The organism is Pseudomonas sp. AU12215 (assembly GCF_001675465.2).
Lineage (GTDB): Bacteria > Pseudomonadota > Gammaproteobacteria > Pseudomonadales > Pseudomonadaceae > Pseudomonas > Pseudomonas nitroreducens.
The window spans coordinates 235473-251672 of record NZ_MACM02000141.1; the positions used below are offsets into that span (position 1 = coordinate 235473).

Annotated in this window: 20 protein-coding genes; 14 read left to right on the forward strand and 6 right to left on the reverse strand. The window is 67.2% G+C overall.

All coding sequences use genetic code 11. The features are described from left to right. Positions 1-392: 392 nt before the first annotated feature. The 3 genes from A9513_RS21135 (at position 393) to A9513_RS21145 (ending at position 3072) form a co-directional block, all read left to right on the forward strand. Positions 393-2429, forward strand: coding sequence for an FAD-dependent oxidoreductase (locus A9513_RS21135; RefSeq protein WP_141678470.1), 2037 nt, complete (start codon positions 393-395; stop codon positions 2427-2429). Between the two features lie 79 nt (positions 2430-2508). Beyond that, positions 2509-2769: a type II toxin-antitoxin system RelE/ParE family toxin gene (locus tag A9513_RS21140; RefSeq protein ID WP_065085514.1), complete on the forward strand. Its 261-nt coding sequence runs from the start codon at positions 2509-2511 to the stop codon at positions 2767-2769. A gap of 15 nt (positions 2770-2784) precedes the next feature. Continuing rightward, a complete protein-coding gene (locus A9513_RS21145; RefSeq protein WP_037011676.1) occupies positions 2785-3072 on the forward strand; it encodes a HigA family addiction module antitoxin in 288 nt (95 codons plus the stop codon). Between the two features lie 10 nt (positions 3073-3082). Here A9513_RS21145 and A9513_RS21150 read toward each other — a convergent pair whose 3' ends face one another. Continuing rightward, positions 3083-3487, reverse strand: coding sequence for an SRPBCC family protein (locus A9513_RS21150; RefSeq protein WP_024766174.1), 405 nt, complete (start codon positions 3485-3487; stop codon positions 3083-3085). 126 nt (positions 3488-3613) lie between these two features. Between A9513_RS21150 and A9513_RS21155 the strand changes: the two genes are divergently transcribed. The 8 genes from A9513_RS21155 to A9513_RS21190 all read left to right on the forward strand — a co-directional run bounded on the left by A9513_RS21155 (position 3614) and on the right by A9513_RS21190 (position 9468). Beyond that, positions 3614-4063 carry a DMT family transporter gene (locus A9513_RS21155; protein ID WP_024766173.1) on the forward strand — a complete coding sequence of 150 codons (450 nt, stop codon included), beginning with the start codon at positions 3614-3616 and terminating at the stop codon, positions 4061-4063. A 76-nt stretch (positions 4064-4139) separates the two neighbouring features. Beyond that, positions 4140-4721, forward strand: coding sequence for an NUDIX hydrolase (locus A9513_RS21160; protein ID WP_065085515.1), 582 nt, complete (start codon positions 4140-4142; stop codon positions 4719-4721). Beyond that, complete coding sequence (gene idi, locus A9513_RS21165; protein ID WP_065085516.1) at positions 4718-5257, forward strand: isopentenyl-diphosphate Delta-isomerase; 540 nt, start codon at positions 4718-4720, stop codon at positions 5255-5257. Before A9513_RS21160 ends, idi begins: the two co-directional genes overlap by 4 nt. Before the next feature lie 81 nt (positions 5258-5338). Continuing rightward, positions 5339-5740, forward strand: coding sequence for a YkgJ family cysteine cluster protein (locus A9513_RS21170; protein WP_065085517.1), 402 nt, complete (start codon positions 5339-5341; stop codon positions 5738-5740). A 64-nt stretch (positions 5741-5804) separates the two neighbouring features. After that, on the forward strand, positions 5805-7154 hold the full coding sequence (locus A9513_RS21175; protein ID WP_065085518.1) for an MATE family efflux transporter: 1350 nt from the start codon (positions 5805-5807) through the stop codon (positions 7152-7154). A 17-nt stretch (positions 7155-7171) separates the two neighbouring features. Then, positions 7172-8215: a sensor domain-containing diguanylate cyclase gene (locus tag A9513_RS21180; protein ID WP_024766169.1), complete on the forward strand. Its 1044-nt coding sequence runs from the start codon at positions 7172-7174 to the stop codon at positions 8213-8215. A 36-nt stretch (positions 8216-8251) separates the two neighbouring features. Continuing rightward, complete coding sequence (locus A9513_RS21185; protein WP_024766168.1) at positions 8252-8707, forward strand: DUF2214 family protein; 456 nt, start codon at positions 8252-8254, stop codon at positions 8705-8707. A gap of 122 nt (positions 8708-8829) precedes the next feature. Continuing rightward, positions 8830-9468, forward strand: coding sequence for a hypothetical protein (locus tag A9513_RS21190; protein ID WP_024766167.1), 639 nt, complete (start codon positions 8830-8832; stop codon positions 9466-9468). A 6-nt stretch (positions 9469-9474) separates the two neighbouring features. Here A9513_RS21190 and A9513_RS21195 read toward each other — a convergent pair whose 3' ends face one another. Genes A9513_RS21195 through A9513_RS21205 form a run of 3 tightly spaced genes read right to left on the reverse strand, consistent with a single transcriptional unit; the run spans position 9475 to position 11574 of the window. Further along, entirely contained in the window at positions 9475-10320 is an 846-nt protein-coding gene (locus A9513_RS21195) for an arylamine N-acetyltransferase (RefSeq protein ID WP_065085519.1), read from the reverse strand. A gap of 22 nt (positions 10321-10342) precedes the next feature. Beyond that, positions 10343-10837, reverse strand: coding sequence for a cupin domain-containing protein (locus A9513_RS21200; protein WP_065085520.1), 495 nt, complete (start codon positions 10835-10837; stop codon positions 10343-10345). Further along, the gene (locus tag A9513_RS21205; protein ID WP_037011683.1) at positions 10834-11574 is read right to left on the reverse strand and encodes an NAD(P)-dependent oxidoreductase; all 741 of its coding nucleotides are present in this window, start codon (positions 11572-11574) and stop codon (positions 10834-10836) included. The genes A9513_RS21200 and A9513_RS21205 overlap by 4 nt, the downstream gene beginning before the upstream one ends. Before the next feature lie 186 nt (positions 11575-11760). Between A9513_RS21205 and A9513_RS21210 the strand changes: the two genes are divergently transcribed. Together A9513_RS21210 and A9513_RS21215 are read left to right on the forward strand one after the other, a co-directional pair. Continuing rightward, on the forward strand, positions 11761-12321 hold the full coding sequence (locus A9513_RS21210) for an NADPH-dependent FMN reductase (protein WP_024766163.1): 561 nt from the start codon (positions 11761-11763) through the stop codon (positions 12319-12321). Positions 12322-12480: 159 nt separating this feature from the next. After that, on the forward strand, positions 12481-13236 hold the full coding sequence (locus tag A9513_RS21215; RefSeq protein ID WP_065085521.1) for a hypothetical protein: 756 nt from the start codon (positions 12481-12483) through the stop codon (positions 13234-13236). Positions 13237-13240: 4 nt separating this feature from the next. Here the strand turns inward: A9513_RS21215 and A9513_RS21220 are convergent, their stop codons facing one another. Together A9513_RS21220 and cbpA are read right to left on the reverse strand one after the other, a co-directional pair. Beyond that, a complete protein-coding gene (locus A9513_RS21220) occupies positions 13241-13543 on the reverse strand; it encodes a chaperone modulator CbpM (RefSeq protein WP_024766161.1) in 303 nt (100 codons plus the stop codon). Further along, on the reverse strand, positions 13540-14505 hold the full coding sequence (gene cbpA / locus A9513_RS21225; RefSeq protein ID WP_065085522.1) for a curved DNA-binding protein: 966 nt from the start codon (positions 14503-14505) through the stop codon (positions 13540-13542). The genes A9513_RS21220 and cbpA overlap by 4 nt, the downstream gene beginning before the upstream one ends. 263 nt (positions 14506-14768) lie before the next feature. Here cbpA and A9513_RS21230 point away from each other — a divergent pair, with 263 nt between their 5' ends. Beyond that, a complete protein-coding gene (locus A9513_RS21230; protein WP_065085523.1) occupies positions 14769-16199 on the forward strand; it encodes a PLP-dependent aminotransferase family protein in 1431 nt (476 codons plus the stop codon). Position 16200: the final 1 nt, after the last annotated feature.

Below are 16200 nucleotides of genomic sequence, written 5' to 3' on the forward strand. Positions count from 1 at the left end.
GCATTGACGCGCGTCAGTGCGTCACTCAGAACGGACTGGCGAGTACCCCTAAATGGGCAACGGGCGGGTAGGCGCAGGAGATAGAGGCCCCATCGAAACGACAGGCGGACTGCGCGCGATCCGGCTGGAGGGTTTCGTGCAGTCCGAGCAGTGCCACACCGATGAGGGCAGCGAGCAGGTAATGGCGCGCATGTCTTGTTCTTATCGCTTTCATGACGACCTCCGTCACTTCAGCCAGCGTTCGGGGCACGAAGCCCTGCCATGGGACAAGTCTGGAACCTGTGGCCAGTCTGTCAAATCGAAACGCTTGACCGAAATGCCCGAACGGAACGGCAGCCGGGCCGTTAACCGACCCACCGCCGGCCCATTAGGGTGGCAGGACCTGATTGCCCATGAGTGCTTCCATGCCGTCCGCCGCCTCGCCTTTTCCTCACCTGCTCGCCCCGCTCGACCTGGGCGCCCTCCAGCTACGCAACCGCGTGGTGATGGGCTCGATGCATACCGGGCTGGAAGATCGCCTCTGGGACTTCGGCAAGCTCGCCGCCTACTATCGAGAGCGCGCGCGCGGCGGCGTCGGTCTGATCATCACTGGCGGCTTCGCCCCCAACCGCGAAGGCTGGCTGCTGCCGCTGGGCAGCAGCCTGACCAGCGGCCTGCAGGTGCCGGCGCACCGCCGCCTGACTCAGGCGGTGCACCGCGAGGGCGGGCGCATCCTCCTGCAGATCCTCCATGCCGGGCGCTACGGTTATCACCCGCTGGTGGTCTCGGCCTCGCCGCTGAAATCGCCGATCAGCTGGTTCGCCCCGCGCGAGCTCTCCGAGCGCGGCATCCTGCGGACCATCGCCGCCTTCGTGCGCTGCGCGAAGCTCGCCCACGCCGCCGGCTACGACGGCGTGGAGATCATGGGCAGCGAGGGCTACCTGCTGAACCAGTTTCTCTGCCCACGCACCAACCAGCGCCACGACCGCTGGGGTGGCGACCTGGGCAACCGCATGCGCCTGCCGCTGGAGATCGTGCGCCGCACGCGTCGCGCGCTGGGCGAACGCTTCGTCATCAGCTACCGCCTGTCGCTGCTCGACCTGGTGGAAGGCGGCAACAACTGGGACGAAGTCCGCACCGTTGCACGAGCCCTCGAAGGCGCGGGGATCGACCTGCTCAACACCGGCGTCGGCTGGCACGAGTCGCGGGTGCCGACCATCGTCACCTCGGTGCCGCGCGCCGCCTTCGCCGACGTCACCGCACGCCTGCGCCGGGAGTTGCGTGTGCCGGTGATCGCCAGCAACCGCATCAACACGCCGGAAGTCGCCGAACGCCTGCTCGCGGAGGGCCACGCCGATCTGGTCTCAATGGCCCGTCCGCTGCTGGCCGATCCGCAGTTCGTGGAAAAAGCTGCCGCCGGCCGCGCGGAATCGATCAATACCTGCATCGCCTGCAACCAGGCCTGCCTGGACCACGCCTTTGCCAATCGCCGCGCCAGTTGCCTGGTCAACCCGCGTGCAGCCTTCGAGACCGAACTGCGTTACCGCAAGGCGCGCGTCCACAAACGCATCGCGGTGATCGGCGCGGGACCGGCCGGGTTGTCCGCCGCCTGCGTCGCCGCCGAGCGCGGCCATCGCGTGACGCTGTTCGAGGCTGCCGGGGAGATCGGCGGGCAGTTCAACCTTGCCAAGCGCGTGCCGGGCAAGGAGGAATTCCACGAGACATTGCGCTACTTCGCCGTGCGACTGGGCGAGCTGGGCGTCCAGGTGCAACTGGGCCGGCGTATCCAGCGCGGCGAACTGAGCGGCGAGTACGACGAGGTGATAGTCGCCACCGGCATCCAGCCGCGCACGCCGTCGATCCCGGGCATCGCCCACGCCAAGGTGCTGAGCTACCTCGACGTGCTGCGCGGCGCACCGGTGGGCGCGAAGGTCGCACTGATCGGCGCCGGCGGCATCGGCTTCGACGTCGCCAGCTTCCTGCTGACCGACCGCGATGGGCCGCAACCGCTGGGCGAATGGCTCGGCCAGTGGGGCATCGATCTGGACAATGCCACGGGTGGCGGGCTGATCCCGCCGGTCGCCGCCGCTCCCCGCCGGCAGCTCTGGCTGCTGCAGCGCAAGGCCGGGCAACCGGGGGCCGGGCTGGGCAAGACCAGCGGCTGGGTGCACCGCGCGCACCTCAGGCATCACGGTGTACGAATGCTTGGCGGCGTCGAGTACCTGCGCATCGACGATGACGGCCTGCACATCCGCATCGATGGCGAAGAGCAATGCCTGGCCGCGGACAATGTGGTGATCTGCGCCGGCCAGGAACCCCTGCTGGAACTGCAACCGACACTGGCGGCGGAGAACCTGCGCTACCACGTCATCGGCGGCGCCAGCGTGGCGCGGGAGCTGGATGCCAAACGGGCCATCCGCGAGGGCGCCGAACTGGCCGCGCGGTTGTAGGACATGCGCCCGGCCAGTGAAGACTTCCCACAAGTATCTCAGCCAGGGAGACTGTAATCTGTTAGATTACAGTCCAGCGATGTTCAGGAGCTCCCGCCACAAAGGGCTGCGCGCCCTTTATCAGTACGGTGATCCTCGCGGCGTGCGGGCGCAACGCATCCTCGCCGCTCTGGATACAGCCAATGGCCCCAGAGATATGGACCTGCCCGGTTACCGCCTGCATGGACTCAAAGGCTCGTTGGCCGGTTACTGGGCCGTCAATGTCTCGGACAATTGGCGGGTGATTTTCCGCTTCATCGACAGCGACGCAGAGTTGCTGGACTATCTCGACTATCACTGACCGAAGGAGCAGAGCATGGCGATGCATAATCCGCCTCATCCCGGAGAAGTCCTGCTCGAGGATGTCTTGCCGGAGCTATGCCTGTCCGTGACGGCACTGGCAACCCACCTCGGCATAAGCCGCCCGCACCTGTCCAAGGTTCTCCATGGCCGCGCGCCGATCAGCGCCGACCTGGCCTGGCGCCTGGAGCAGGCGGGCCTGGGGACTGCCCGCCATTGGCTGGCCATGCAGGCCGCATACGACCTCTGGCAGGTCAGCCAGCAAGCTCACCCGCCCATCGCTCGGCTGAAAGCCGTCGCCTGATCCCGCTGATTCACGCCGACTCAAGCAATACCTTGATCGCCTGCAGGTCGCGCTCCACCCACTGCGCATCGCGCTCGAAGGTGGCGTCGTCCATCTGCGGCTGACGCAGCAGGGTCAACTGCAACTCGCAGCCATCGCCATTGGGGATCAGCCGCAGCGGGATATGAATGGCCGGAGCCTGCTCGGGTAGCACGTCGTGGTCCAGCACGCCGAACCCGTTGCGCGGCGAAAAACGCACGCGCAGGGGCCCCTGGGGTGTCTGCGCCAGCCACAGGTCGCCTTCAAGCGGCGCGATGGCGCTGCACAGCCCGGAAGCCCAGTAAGGGAAGTTATTCGGGTCGGCGAGGAAGTCGTAGGCCGCATCGCGAGTCCGCTCGATGCGGACGCTGAGGACGCGGGAAGCGCGGGTGGCCATGATCGGCACCTCCATCGGGACGGGAGCAATGCTCCGGTCTGGTGCATACTACGCGGCTACATTTCATCGTTCGATCGCAGGACGGCCCTTCGCCGCCCTGCCCGCGAGCCGTTTCCGGAGTTTCCCATGCCTACGCCGCCCTGGTGGATGTTCGTCCTGCCGCTGATCGCCGGCGCCTGCCTGCCGTTGCAGGCGGGCATCAACGGTCAACTGGCCAAGCAAGTGTCCAGCGTACTGGCCGCCGCGCTGATTTCCTTCTTTGTCGGCATGCTCGGCCTGCTCGCGCTGACCCTGGCCAACCGTGAATTCCCCAGCCTCGCAGCGATGCGCGGGATGCCCTGGTGGCAGTGGTGCGGCGGTTTCCTGGGGATGTTCTTCATCTTCATCGCCGCCTTCGCCGCGCCGCGCGTCGGTGCGCTGATGTTCATGGTGCTGGTGCTCGCCGGGCAACTGGGCATGGCGCTGGCCCTGGACCACTTCGGCTGGGCCGGCTTCAAGGAAGCGCCGGTCAGCGCTATGAAGGTCGCCGGCATGGTCGCCATCGCCATCGGTATCTGGATGATCCGCAGGGGCTGAGCGGACCGACGGGCGGGCCCGACAACCAAGCCACACTGGCTATGCTGCTGGGACCCGGACCGTGCCGAGTCACGTCATGGATACACTCCCGCACAGCGACGAGCCGTCGGAATGGCTATTCGGCTCCCGCACCTTCAACCTGCGTCGCGACCGCCTGCGCTGGCCCGGCCGTGACGAGCCGGAAACCGCCTACGTTCTCGAGTACCCGGACTGGGTCAATGCCACGGCGCTGACCCGCGATGGCGAGCTGCTCCTCGTGCGCCAGTACCGCCATGGCGTTCGAGGCTGGGTAGTGGAGCTGCCCGGCGGCTGGGTCAAGCCGGACGACGCCGACCGCGAGCAAGCCATTCGGCGCGAGCTGCTGGAAGAGACCGGCTATGTGTTCGACCAGGTCGAGCCGTTGCTGTCGCTCTCACCCAACCCCGGCACCCATGACAACCTGCTGCATGCCTTCCTCGCCACAAGCGGGCAACGCGTACGCGAACCGCAGCCGGACGACGACGAGCACATCGTCGTGCTGACGCTGCCGCTGGCGGAGGTGCAGACGCGCTTGCTGGACGGCTCGCTGCTCGACAACGGCCACCTCAGTTGCCTGCTACTGGGTCTGATGCGTCTGGGCCGGCTGCGTTTCGGATTCCCCGAGGGAGATCTTGCATGACGGATATCCAGGTGATTCTGGTCGACGAGCACGACAACCCCGTCGGCACACTGGAAAAACTCGAGGCGCACCGACAGGGCCTGCGGCATCGGGCAATCTCGGTCTATCTGTTCAATCCGGCAGGGGAACTGCTGCTGCAACGCCGCGCGCAAGCCAAATACCACTGCGGCGGACTGTGGAGCAACAGTTGCTGCGGTCACCCCTACCCCGACGAAACCGCCCTCGACGCCGCCGAACGCCGGCTGGGCGAGGAGATGGGTGTCCATGTACACCTGCACAAGTTGTTCGAGTTCAGCTACTGCCTCGAGCTGCCCGGCGGCCTCATCGAGAACGAGTACGGGCATATCTTCGCCGCCGTGGACGATCAGCCACCCCACCCCGATCCGGAGGAGGCCGACGATTTTCGTTACATCACCCTGGCCGACCTGGAAATGGAAATGGCCGCCGCCCCGGACCGCTTCACCCCCTGGTTCCGCCTCTGCTATCCAGCGCTCAACGCCCACCTTCGGGAGCACGGCGGGCTGACGGCACTCTGAGGCCCTTCGTCGAAAGAGCGCGCAATTGCCCTGCCTCACCACTATGATGCGCACCTTTGCAACGCCCCGCCGAATGCCCCCATGAGAAAACCACCGCTGATCGCCAACGCTGAACTGGACCGCCTGGAAACCTGGGCCAAGTACACCTCGGGCCTGTGCAAGGACTGCAACGCCACCTGCTGCACTATGCCGGCGGAAGTCAACGTCAACGACCTGATCCGGATCGGCGTCGTCGACGAATTCGAGCGCGACGAGCCGGCAAAGAACATCGCCAAACGCTTGCTGAAGGAAGGCATCGTCGAGCGCTTCAACCAGAAGAGCGGCATCTTCACCCTGACCCGCACCAGCAACGGCGACTGCTACTTCCTCGACCGCAAGACCCGCCTCTGCAGTGTCTACGCCAAGCGCCCGGACACCTGTCGCAACCACCCGCAGGTCGGCCCGCGCCCTGGCTACTGCGCCTATCGCAAGAGAACCGGCTGACCTTCGTCCGCTGAAATCGGTGGCTCCCGGCTCGCTATACTGCGGGCCTGCTCAGGAGCCCCGAATGAATTCCCTGCTCGAAGCCTGGCGGCATTCGCCAACCCACCACCGTGTCTGGGCGCTCGCCGCGCCGATGATCCTTTCCAACGTCTCCGTGCCGCTGGTTACCCTGGTCGACAGCGCGGTGATCGGTCACCTGCCGCACGCGCACCAACTCGGCGCGGTGGCCGTCGGCGGCGGGCTCTATACCCTGCTGGTGGGCGTACTGGGCTTCCTGCGCATGGGCACCACCGGTTTTGCCGCGCAGGCGACCGGGCGTGACGATGGCGGCGCGCTGCGGCGGATACTCGGCCAGAGTCTCCTGCTGGCCCTGGGTCTGGCGCTGCTGCTCGGCTTGCTGGCGATCCCGCTGACCGGCCCCGTGCTCGCGCTGATGCGCCCCTCCGCAGAGCTGGACTCCCTGGCTCGCGAGTTCTTCCACATCCGCCTGTTCGGCCTGCCGGCAGCGCTGGCCACCTACGCGCTGGTCGGCTGGTTCCTCGGGACGCAGAACGCCCGCGCGCCACTGGCGATCCTGCTGACCACCAACGTCATCAACATCGTTCTCAGCCTCTGGTTCGTGATCGGCCTGGGCTGGGGCGTCGCCGGTGCGGCGAAGGCCTCCGTGCTCGCCGAATGGAGTGGCGCCCTGCTCGGCCTGGCGCTGACCCGCGGGACCCTGGCGCGCTACTCCGGCCAGCCGGACTGGACTCGCCTGCGCGCCTGGGCCAGTTGGCGCCCACTGCTGATGGTCAACCGCGATATATTCATCCGCAGCCTGGCGCTGCAGGGCGTGTTCTTCCTGCTGACGGTGCAGGGCACCCGCCTGGGCGACGCCACGGTGGCCGCCAATGCCTTGCTGCTGAACGGGCTGATGGTCACCTCCTACGCCCTCGACGGACTCGCCCATGCGGTGGAGGCCCTGTGCGGGCATGCCATCGGCAGCCGCGACCGCACCGCGCTGCGTCGTTCGCTGGTGGTCGCCTGCGGCTGGTCACTGATCGCCAGCCTGCTGTTCGTTGCCCTTTTCACCTTCGCCGGGCACCTGTTCATCGCCCTGCAGAGCGACATCCCCGAAGTACGCGCCACCGCCGACCAGTACCTGCCCTACCTCGCCTGCCTGCCGCTGATCGGCATGTGGAGCTATCTGCTCGACGGCCTGTTCATCGGCGCCACCCGCGCCCGCGAGATGCGCAACGCCATGCTGCTCGCCTGTGCCGCCAGCCTGCCGCTGGGCATCGCGCTGCAGGGCTGGGGAAATCACGGTTTATGGCTAACCTTCCTATGCTTCATGTTGCTGCGCGGCGTGATCCTCGCCCTCTACGCCTGGAGGCTCACGCGCCAAGATGCCTGGCAGGTGCCTGCCAGCCCCTGACCAGTTGAGGAGACGCCATGCCGGCTTGTCCCATTCCCGTTGACGAAACCCTGCGTCAGCAGACCCTGGATGAGATGAACCTGCTCGACACCCCGGCCGAGCACTACCTGGACACGCTGGTCCAGCTGACCCAGGACCTGGTGAAGGTCGACACGGTTCTGATCAGCCTGATCGACCAGGACCGCCAGTGGTTCAAGGCCCGCGTCGGCCTCGACGCCAACGAGACGACGCGCGACGTGTCCTTCTGCGGCTACGCGATTCTTGGCGAGGACACCCTGCTGGTACCCGACGCCACCCTCGACGCACGTTTCGCCGACAACCCGCTGGTGCTCGGCCCGCCCTACATCCGCTTCTACGCCGGGCGCCCGCTGCGCGCCGGCAATGGGCAGGCCATCGGCACCCTGTGCATGGTCGACCCGCGCCCGCGCAGCATGACCCAGGCGCAACAGGCAAATTTCCGCGACCTCGCCACCCTAGCCGAGGGCTACCTGCAACTGCGCACACTGATCCAGAACAACCGCGACCTGCGCGTGGAGATGGACCGCGAACAGCGCAAGGCCCTGCTCGACCCGCTGACCCAGCTGTGGAACCGGGGCGGCCTGCTGACCTTCCAGGAGCGCGAATGCCGGATGGCGCGGGAAAGCCATGCGCAGCTGGGCGTGCTGTATGCCGACCTCGACTTCTTCAAGTCGATCAACGACCAGCATGGCCATGCCGCCGGTGACCAGGTGCTGTGCGAATGTGCCCGACGCCTGCGCGCCGCGCTACGCCCCGACGACCTGCTGGTGCGCCAGGGCGGAGAGGAATTCGTCGCGCTGCTCAAGGTGAAGGACGGCGAGGAATTGCAGCGGGTCGCCGAACGCGTGCGCCAGTTGATCGGCAACGAGCCGGTGCCGTTGGCCAGCGGGCCACTGCCGGTGAGCCTGAGCATCGGCTGCACCCTGCTGGTCGGCGAGGAAGCCGTGGACCAGGCACTGGAACGCGCCGACGCCGCGCTTTACAGTGCCAAGCAGGCCGGACGCAACCGGGTGGTTTTCCACGCGTCATCGGCCCAAGCCTGAATCCCCAATAAGAAGGCCCCATCCGAGGAAGCCTCCATGGCCCAAGCCATTGCCGCGTACCTGCACTACCTGTCGATCTTCATCCTGTTCGCCCTGCTGGTGCTGGAGCACCAGTTGTTCCGCCTGCCCCTGGACCTGTCGCGGGCGCGCAGCCTGGTCATCGTCGACCTCGCCTACGGCGCCTGCGCCGGCCTGGTCCTGTTGACCGGCGCGGCACGCGTGGTGTGGTTCGCCAAGGGCACCGAGTATTACCTGCACAACAGTATCTTCCACGCCAAGATCGGCCTGTTCGTCCTGGTGGCGCTGCTGTCGATCCTGCCAACCATGACCTTCCTCAACTGGCGCAACGAGCTCAAGGCCGGGCGCGTGCCGGCGCCCAGCGAGCGCCAGGCGAAGCGGGTGATCATGACCATCCGCGTCGAACTGCTCGCGCTGCTGATCCTGCCGCTGCTGGCGAGCCTGATGGCGCGCGGTTTCGGGATGATCGGTTGAGCCGAGTCACATGACTCGTGCGGTTTGCCACTTTCCTACATTTGAAAAGGACTGATCCGCTTCAGGCGCTTCCGCGAGGAGTGGATGCTTCTGCGCAGCTACGACTGCCGCAGGCTTCATACATGCCCCACTTCGCCTTCCGCTTCAGTATCCTCCTGGCCTTCGCCGTCCTGGGCGGCTGCGCCAGCGATGAATTCACGCTGGAAGCAGACCTGCCGGGAGACTTCCAACTCCGCGGCGACGCCCAATATCTTCCGTCCCCAGGCGGTACCTGCTCCGGAGCGACGAAGCAGAGCGTCAGTCATCACCTGTTCAATACGCCGGGGCATGCTGCGCGACCCCAGCGCGTCAGTTTCCAGGTGCCACTGATCGCTCGCGCTGACGGCTGCACGCGCCAGCTCAGCCGCATCCAGATCCAGCTCGACGGTGAGTCCGCCTCTCACCCCAACGATGTGGTCCAACCGGACCAGGCCTTCGCCATCCTGTCATTCCGCGATCACCTGCCTGCCTCCGCCTGGGAACCACCGCGCCAAGGAGCGATCATCTTCGATGGCCAATGCCGCTGGCTGTTGCCGCCGGCCGAAGCGGGCAGCACCATCGAGCGGCGACTGCAATGCAGTGCATCAGACCTGCAAGGCCGCTGGTTCGATGCCACGCCGGGCGGTACGCTGCGACGCAGTGACCTGGCGGGCCGGACCGTGCGCCTGGCCATCGGTGCGGCACCCGACGTACCCGCCACCGTCACCGCTTCCGGTCAATAACCCCTCTCAGCTGTTCGGCGGCAACAGTTGCGCCAGCCGCATGCGCAGGGGCTCGATCTCTGCCGGCACGGGCTGCAGGTGGAAGCGCTGGCGCAGGACTGCCAGCAGTTCATCCACATCAGCGATGTTGGACTGCTCGACATCACCTTCCGTCGTCCGCCGGCTGAACTGCCCGTTGAGCAGCGACAACCGTGCGCCCTCTTCGCTCAGCGCCACGCGCAGGGAATTGCGGAACACGCTCTGCGGGTAGGTCGAGGTGTACCAGTTGCGCATGGTGTAATCGGCCCAGTGCTGGGCCTCCAGGGTGAAGCGGTAAAGCGTCTGCCAGCCGGAGGCAGAGCGCGTCGCCATCGCCAGTTCCCCATCTCCCCTCTGGCTGATGCGCCACCCGCCGGGCAGCTCCACATCCACGCGCAACGGCAGGGCACGCGGCGAGGCCGGACCGCCGAAACCGATATCCACCAGGTGCGCACCTTCCTCCAGGTCGACCCGCAGCAGCAGGTGGGTCTGCGGCGTCAGCGGCGCATCCGCCGCAAGCCCCCAGCGCACCCTCGCCACCAGCAGCGTCACCCGGTAATCCAGGCTGTTCAGCAGGCGCGCGAACAGGCTGTTGAGCTCGAAGCAGTAGCCGCCGCGATGGCGCTCGACGACTTTCTCGAACACCGCGTCCGGCTCGATCAACACCGGCTTGTCCAGCAGGACGTCGAGGTTCTCGAAGGGCAACCGGTGCAATGCCGCAACGATCAGCCGGTCGAGGTTCTCCAGGGTCGGGGCGGGGCGCTCCGACGACAGGCCAAGGCGCGCCAGGGTGGCATCGAGCTGGGCGGTGTCGAAGGGGGTGAGCGGGGTCATGCGAGTCTCCTTTCGCGAAGCATCAAGGCGTGCTCCGGGCAGTGGGTTCGGGAATCACCAGCGGCCCGCAATTCTCCTCGCTGACGATCACCGCCAGCAGCCGCGCGGGTTCGCTGGCGCTGGGGTTCTCGGCGAAGAGGTGCAGCTCGCGGCTGGGCTCGAACCAGGTTTCCCCCGGTCCGTAAATCTGCGCCGGCAGGCCCTGCATCTGCGAGCGGACCTGGCCGCTGAGCACGATGGCAGTCACCGCGCCGGGATGGCGGTGAGCGGGCGTGAAGCCCCCGGGCGGGAAATCCACCTGCAACGTGGTGACGACCTTGCCGGGCATATCCGCCAGCGGCTCGCAGGAAAGGCGCTTCACCTGCGTAGCCGGCCGCACGTCGGCGGAGTGCCCGCCATGGCTTTCGGCAAGAAGCATCACGGGGCGCGATGCGGGATGCCAGAGCAATGCACCCGCCGCAACAGCTGCCGCCAGCGCCAGCCCGATGCGCCACTCGCGGCCCGCGGCCGGATTCATGCCGGTGTCCCCGCCAGGCGAAAGCCCGGCTGCCAGCCAAGCCGGTGGCGGGCCTTGGCAGAGCTGACCTCGACGTCCTGCTCGGCGATGTTGTAGACACCGTGAGCGCCCCACTCCAGCGCCAGCAGCGCGGCACGAGCCGCGTCATCGACATGCACGGATAGCCGCGGATCAGCCGTTTCAGCTCCTGTTCCGGGACCATAGAGCCGGCCGTAGCGCAGCACGATGCCTTCCATCGGTTGGGCGCCGAGCACGGCATTTTCCAGCGCTGCTACGCCGCCGACACTGATGGCGCGCGGGCCTTCGGCGCCAAGGTCCAGCGGTTGCTCCTCGTGCAATGGCTGCTCGCCGGCCCGGTAGGCCCAGGCGATGCTCTGCGCGACCATGCGCTCGACGCCGGCGGCACGCGCAGCCGCCACCAGGTTGGCAGTGCCTTCGCGGCGCACGCGGGCATTGCGCGGCTGGGCGGCGGGCATCTGCGCCGGATCAAGACCGGCGGGCAGATCGGTCAGCTGATGGATCACCCAGCGCGGTCCGAACGCCTGTACGGCGTCCCGCAGACCGTCGCCATCGAAGACATCCAGCACCAGCGCCCGAGCGCCGGCAGCCTCGATGCGAGCGGCGCGCTCGGGCGAGCGGCTCATCGCCAGCACCTCATAGCCACGCTCCAGCAACAAGGGCAGCAGGCGCTGGCCAATGGCACCGCTGGCGCCGGCGAAAAACACTTTCATGCACATGGTGGACCTCGACTCGGGCAATTCAGGACATGGCCTCACTCTAGGAGCGTGATGCCCTACCCCACAGAGCCAAGATCGCGCCGAATGACTGGGACATGCGACCGGCCTTCTTGATCCAGGTCCGGCCAGGACCGCCGGCATCGTCTATAACAAACGACTCAACTACCGCTTTCCCGAGGAGTCGTCATGAGCCAAGTCTTCGATGTTGCCGTGGTCGTCGGCAGCCTGCGCAAGGAATCCCTGAATCGCAAGATCGCCAAGGCATTCGCCGCACTGGCGCCGACCAACCTGAAGCTGGAAATCGTCGAGATCGGCGACCTGCCGCTGTACAACGAAGAGCTCGACGCAGGCACCCCGCCCGCCAGCTACGCTGCCTTTCGCGAGCGCATCGGCCGAGCCGACGCGGTGCTTTTCGTCACGCCCGAGTACAACCGCTCGGTGCCGGGCGTGCTGAAGAACGCCATCGACGTCGGCTCCCGGCCGTACGGCAAGAGCGCCTGGAACGCCAAGCCCTGCGCCGTGGTCAGCGCATCGCCAGGCGCCATCGGCGGCTTCGGCGCCAACCACCACCTGCGCCAGTCCCTGGTATTCCTCAACATGCCGGTGCTGCAGCAACCCGAGGCCTACCTGGGCGGTGCCGGCGGCTTCTTCGACGAAGCCGGCAAGCTGTCGGAAAAGACCCAGCCCTTCCTGCAGAGCATCATCGACGCCTTCGCCGGCTGGATCGAACAGAACCAGCCACGTTGAACACCGCAGGCACCGACACTCGCCGGCGCCTTCCCGCCTCACCAATCTGAGCAGCCGGTCGCAGGCCTCTGCTCAGATTGCCATTCACCGTTGATCCAACTGGCTGCACAGCCTCGCGCGCGCCATGGTTCAGGCTCGCCTTTCCCGCCCGGACCATCCATGTTCCCCCGCCACGTCTCGTTCTGCACCCTCGCCCTTGCCCTGCTCGCTGGCTGCACATCGCCGCCGGTGAAGAAGGATATCGATGGTGAAAGCTTCAAGGCCGGGCAGCTGCTACAGAACGATGCCAACCGCGCCGCCAACCTGGCGATGGGCGATAACCTGGAAAGCCTCTCACGGCTGCTGGACAAGCTCTACAAGCGCAACCCGAGGGAGTGGAGGAAAACCGGCGCCCGGTCGCGCGAAGAGGCGCACCAGAACGTGATGGAGGCCATCGTCGAGCAGCGCCCGCTGATCGGCTTGGGCGACAAGCGTTCCGTCGCCGCCCTGCCGGTGGCCTTCGAAATGGAGTTCCAGGGCGATCGCGCCGGCGCCCTGATCTATGGGATCGGCAGCATGCTGATGGAGCTTTATGGCGGCACCACCACCCAGCACCTGCTCAGCGGGCTGAATTCGCAGAAGACCGCCAACGCGGCCTGGAACATCGAGGTCGCCGCCTGGCTGCTGGCCAGCCGGACCGATACCAGTGGCCAACCCTTGCTGCTCTCCAACGAGATCAGTGCCGCCGGGCGCAACCTGTCCTTCGAGCGCGAGTTCGGCCGCATGATCGGGCGTCTGGAGCTGCTCGCCCAAACCAGCGACGAAAGCCTGCGCCGCAGCGGCATCAACTATGTGCAAGGTATCCTCGCCGCGCCGATCATCGGTCTGGTGCAGTTCATCCCGCTGGATGCCGCCACGGCGGCGGCATCGCAGTAGCGGCCTAGTCTTCCAGCAGGCGCGCCAGGCGCTGGCGCAGATAACGGTTCTCCGCGCGCAGTTCGTCGACTTCGTCCAGCAGCCGGAGCGCCAGCGCGATGCCCGGCCAGTCCAGTTCGAACTCGCGGCGCAGGCGCACGGCACGGCGCACCACGCTGACCGCCTGGTAATCGAAAACCCAGTGCCCTGCGCCTTGCTCACGGGGCTCCACGATGCCCACCTCGACGATCTCGACGAGCACGTCGCGGGGGAGGTTCACCGACTGGCAGAGCTCGTCGAGGTCCACCACCATCACTGTCGTCGTCATGCGCGTTTACCCCATTCGGCACGGGGGTCGAAGGCCGCCTTGGCAGCCAGTTCTTCCCAGAGTTTGCGGGTCGCCTCGTCCGCCGTCTTCGGCATCACCACCTTGAGCACGGCGTAGAGATCGCCGGCGGCGGCATCGCCCTTGTTCGGCAGGCCCTTGCCCTTGATGCGCAGGCGCTGGCCGGCCTGGCTGTTGGCCGGGATGCCGAGGTTGATTCGGCCACCGAGGGTGGGCACTTCCACCTTGGCACCGAGCGCCGCTTCCCAGGGCGCCACCGGTACGGTGACGATGAGGTCGCGGCCATCGACGTCGAACACCGGGTGCGGTACTAGGCGAATCACCAGGTACAGGTCGCCCGCCGGCCCGCCGTTGATACCCGCCGCGCCCTGCCCCTTGAGGCGGATGCGTTCGCCGTCGGCGGTGCCCACGGGGATCTTCACGTTCAGCGACTTGTTCTGCGGCGGCAGCTTGCGACCGTACTCGTCGTAGCTGGGCAGGCTGAAGCTGATCGGCCGGCTCTCGCCGGACAAGGTCTCCTCGAGGAACAGCGGCACCTCCATCTCGATGTCCTGGCCACGGTGCTGGCGCGGTTGGCGAGCGCCACCGAAGCCGCCTTGGGGACCTGCGCGGCCGCCGAAAATCTGCTCGAAGAAGTCGCTGAAGTCCTGCTCGTGCCCTGGCGGCGGGCCGTCGAAGCCTCCGCGCGGTTGCCAGCCAGGGGGCGCCTCGAACTGCGGCCCCTGCGGACCGTAACGACGCAGTTCGTCGTACTCGGCGCGCTTTTCCGGGCTCTTCAGCACTTCGTAGGCCTCGGAGACCTCCTTGAAGTGCGTCTCGGCGTCCGGCTCCTTGCTGACGTCCGGATGGTACTTGCGCGCGAGCTTGCGGTAGGCGGTCTTGATCGCCTTCTCATCGGCGTCGGGTTCGACCCCGAGCGCCGCGTAGTAATCCTTGAATTCCATCGGTAGCGGTCACTCCTCACATGCGTTGGACCTGTCGGCGCCTGGGACACGGGGGATTCGCGCGGGCAGCCGAAGCCGCTGCGCGCACTGCGAGGCGAACAGGTGGGAAAAGCAGGTTCTGACCTACCAGATGGAGGCGTCGCGCCCGCTTTTCAACACTGCCTGCAAGCCTAGACGCTGATCCTGCATCGGGTCTGCCGGGACGACTTGATACCGGTCATGGCATAGTCATTTCCCCCACCTAGCCACGAACCTTCCAGGCCATGAGCACACCCACCGACTCGTTCCGCCAGCCGCTGGACCCCAGCCATGAGCTGCCGATCTATCGGCAGCTCTATGGGCGCATCCGCGACGCCATCACCCGTGGCGCACTGCGGCCGGGCGAGCGGGTGCCCCCAGTACGAGGGCTGGCCGGCGACCTGGGCGTGGCGCGCGGCACCGTCGAACTGGCCTACCAGTTGCTGACCAGCGAAGGCTACCTGCTAGCGCGCGGGCCGGCCGGCACCGTGGTCTCCCCGCAACTCGCCGGCCGCACGGAGGCTGCCCTGCCCATCGTCGCCCCCCCTGCGACCGTAGAGCGCAGTCTGCCCGGCCTGATCGCCCACGGCCCAGCCCTGCGGCCGTTCCAGCTCGGCGTGCCGGCGCTGGACGCCTTCCCCCGCGCGCTCTGGTCACGCCTGTGCGCACGCCGCCTGCGCCAGCAGGGCGCCTCGATGCTGGCATACCCGGAACCCTGCGGCTACGGCCCGCTGCGCGAGGCGGTGGCGGGCTACCTGGGCATCTCCCGCGGCATCGCCTGCGACCCGGCACAGGTATTCATCTGCGCGGGTTACCAGGGTGCGCTGGACCTGATCAGCCGCACTTTGCTGGAGCCCGGCCAGCGCTTCTGGCACGAGGACCCCGGCTACCCGCGCGGCCGCGAACTGCTGCGCCGCGCCGGCGGCGTGCCGGTGCCGGTCGCGGTGGATGCAGACGGCCTGCGTGTGGAGGACGGCATTGCCCGCGCGCCGGATGCGCGCTTCGCCCTGATCACGCCGTCGCAGCAAAGCCCCACCGGCGTCGCCCTCAGCCTGCCGCGGCGCCTGGCCCTGCTGGACTGGGCGGCGAGCAGCGGCGCCTGGATCGTCGAGGACGACTACGACAGCGAATACCGCTATGCCGGCTTCCCCCTGCCGGCGCTGAAAAGCCTCGACCGCGCAGGCCGCGTGCTCTACACCGGCACCTTCAGCAAGGTGCTCTACCCGGCGCTGCGCCTGGGCTATCTCGTGGTACCGGCGGAACTGGTGGAAGACTTCGTGCGCACCCAGCAGGTATTCACCTCAGGCTGCGCCGAGCTGCTCCAGGCGACCCTCTGCGACTTCATGCAGGAAGGCCATTTCGCCCGTCACCTCAAGCGCACCCGCACGCTTTACGCACTGCGCCGCCAGTGGTTGCGCAGCGCGCTGGAAGATCGCCTCGGCGAGCGCCTGCGCTTCGCCGACACGCCCGGGGGCCTGCACCTGGTCGGCGCGCTGGAACAGGATGACCTCGCCGTCGCCCGCCGCGCCCACGCGGACGGTCTCGGTCTGCAAGCGCTGAACGCCTGGTGCGTGGAGGCCAGGCGCGAGCCGGCACTGCTCATGAGCTTCACCAACGTCAGCGACGAGAAGCTCGCAGGACGCCTGGCAGAGCGGTTGGCGCCGTTGCTGGACTGAT